The sequence below is a fragment of the Candidatus Accumulibacter contiguus genome, assembly GCF_012940005.1.
GTDB classification, from domain to species: Bacteria; Pseudomonadota; Gammaproteobacteria; order Burkholderiales; family Rhodocyclaceae; genus Accumulibacter; species Accumulibacter contiguus.
The window spans coordinates 1-2333 of sequence record NZ_SPMX01000159.1; the positions used below are offsets into that span (position 1 = coordinate 1).

Consider the following 2333-nt stretch of genomic DNA (forward strand, 5'->3'; position numbering starts at 1 on the left):
TGGCTCCTCCAGGGCATCAATGCTCTCGACAATGTCGCCTCCGTCTTCGACGAACTCATCAAGAACCTCGTCCAGATAAAACCAAAACAGGTCATCTCCCAGAAATTTCACCAAAAAACCACATTTATCACATGCTTAACAAAAACGGGGTATGACTATGTCTGATAGGTTGAGAGCATTGGCCCTTACCCATCCCCCCTTCCCACAAACCCGCCCGCCGGTTCGGATTCGCTTTCTCTTCCCCGAAAAAGGAGTCTCTTTAGCCTCTAGATCAAGAGACTCCTTTTTCTTCGTCCGTTCTCCGGACAAACGTCGTTCCCCCGTTGCGTCGGTCTGGCGCTGCGCTCAACGTAGCCGCCAGCCTTCCCCGTAGTCGAGGTCCAGGACAACCGCCCTGATCCTCACACCCGTAGCGGCATCGTCTCCTCTGGAGCGGTGCCGCTTTCCATTGGTACCTTCAAAAGGAGCAACCCCATGAAAACCCAGGTTCAACCCATCCCCCTCACGCCGACCGTTGCCGAGAGCGAAACGCGCCTCATCAAGAGCGCCGCGCTCGTGACCTTCCGCTTCGTGCGCGCGACGATAGCAGCCGCCAAGACGGTGCCCGGCATCGTCGGTCAAGCAGCCTCCGATGTCCGTGACGCGTGGGAGGAGTCCTCCCGCCCAAACGCCTGAAGGAGAAAGATCATGCTGACCACCGGTTTCACGATCTTTCTCGCGGGCGCACTGCTGCTGGCGAAACTCCCCCGGCGAACCATGCTGCGGGCACTCAAGCACGACCTGCTGCTCGACCTGGCGGTGACGCTGCTGGTCCTTCTGATTCACTGGGGCACCTTCAGCGGTGTGATGGCAGCGACGGTGGCGGGTCTGCTGACCAGCCTGGCGACCTCGGGCCTGAAACGCCTGATCGGCTACGCGGACGGCCAGAACTACTATCCGGGACGCATCCGCCTCGACGTGTGAAACGCGGCAACCAGTCGCTGCGCTGGGTCCTCCTCGCTGCCGCCACCGGTGAAGCCGGACGCCAGGGGGTCCGCCTGATCCTGCGTTACAGCCTGCGCCTGCTGAGATAGCCTGCAGGCGATCTTTCCCTTTCATCCATCCCTTTCGCGCCCCAGTCCGGGTCATCCCCGGCTGGGGCGTTCCTATTTGGAGACTCGCAATGAACGACATCTATCAAAGCATCACCGACAAGATCATCGCCGAACTGGAAGCCGGCACCGTGCCGTGGATACGACCGTGGGCCGGCGGCGACGATCCGTTCCCGCGCAATGCGCTCTCGCAGCGCCCCTATCGCGGCATCAATACCATCGTCCTCGGCCTGGAAGCGCTGTGCCGCGGTTACACCACTCACCAGTGGCTGACCTTCCGGCAAGCGCTGCAACTTGGCGGTCATATCCGCAAGGGCGAGCGCAGTTCGACCATCATCTACTACGAACTACGGCAGGTCGAGAAGGCCGACAGCAAAGCACTCGCCGAAGGCGACGACGACGAGAAGCGCTTCCTGCCGCTGCTCAAAGTCTTCCACGTCTTCAATCTGGACCAGGTCGATGGCTTGCCCAACGAATACCGGGCGGCGCCGGACACGGGACCCGCCTGGGAACCTTCCGAGATCGCTGAGCGGATCATCGAGTGTTCCGGAGCCGAGATTCGTCATGGCGGCTTCCGGGCCTTCTACTCGCCACCCAACGATCTCATCTACCTGCCGCTCCGTTCCTCCTTCAGGGACCAGGCGAGTTACTACAGCACGGCACTCCATGAGCTTTGCCACTGGACGGGCCACGGCTCTCGCCTCGGCAGGAAGCTCGGCAAGCGCTTTGGCGAATCGGCGTACGCGATGGAAGAGCTGATCGCCGAGATGGGCGCGGCTTTCCTGGCTGCGCACTGCCGGCTTGAAGTTCAGGTGCAGCACGCGAACTACATCGCCAGTTGGCTGGAAGTCCTCAAGCGCGACAAGCGCGCGGTGTTCACCGCTTCCGCGCAAGCCCAGAAGGCAGCCGACTATCTGCTTGAACACGCCGGGCTGATCACCCCGGCCGACGCCATGCCGCTCGCTGCCTGAAGCGTACAGACGCTGTGGGCAATTCTGTGGACAAAGCTGAGGACAGGCTGTGGAGAGCCGGCTCATCCACAAATTCTGTGGATAGATCGTCGAAAAAGCCTGTGGAAACCTCCCGGATTTCCCGGCTGCGCTGATCTCCCGTCGGTGCTGCTGACGTATTGGGCAATCTCTTCACCGATACGCGATCTGTCCCTGCACCCCAGGCGCTGGGCAGGCTCTGCCGGTGACCGGCATGGCTTCCCGCAATCACCACAAGACTGTTGGGCGACAT

The 2333-nt window shown here is 61.2% G+C and carries 3 protein-coding genes; all 3 read left to right on the forward strand.

The window, feature by feature from the left end:
- The first annotated feature begins 474 nt into the window (after positions 1-474).
- Positions 475-675: a hypothetical protein gene (locus E4Q08_RS23940; protein WP_169072245.1), complete on the forward strand. Its 201-nt coding sequence runs from the start codon at positions 475-477 to the stop codon at positions 673-675.
- A 12-nt stretch (positions 676-687) separates the two neighbouring features.
- Complete coding sequence (locus tag E4Q08_RS23945) at positions 688-963, forward strand: hypothetical protein (RefSeq protein WP_034909542.1); 276 nt, start codon at positions 688-690, stop codon at positions 961-963.
- 199 nt (positions 964-1162) lie between these two features.
- The gene (locus tag E4Q08_RS23950) at positions 1163-2062 is read left to right on the forward strand and encodes an ArdC family protein (RefSeq protein ID WP_169072246.1); all 900 of its coding nucleotides are present in this window, start codon (positions 1163-1165) and stop codon (positions 2060-2062) included.
- The last annotated feature ends 271 nt before the right edge of the window (positions 2063-2333 follow it).

What these genes read in the sequence shown, in the direction of transcription:
- E4Q08_RS23940 (WP_169072245.1), top strand. Translation starts at nt 475, where the DNA reads ATGAAAACCCAGGTTCAACCCATCCCCCTCACGCCGACCGTTGCCGAG.
- E4Q08_RS23950 (WP_169072246.1), top strand. Translation starts at nt 1,163, where the DNA reads ATGAACGACATCTATCAAAGCATCACCGACAAGATCATCGCCGAACTG.
- E4Q08_RS23945 (WP_034909542.1), top strand. Translation starts at nt 688, where the DNA reads ATGCTGACCACCGGTTTCACGATCTTTCTCGCGGGCGCACTGCTGCTG.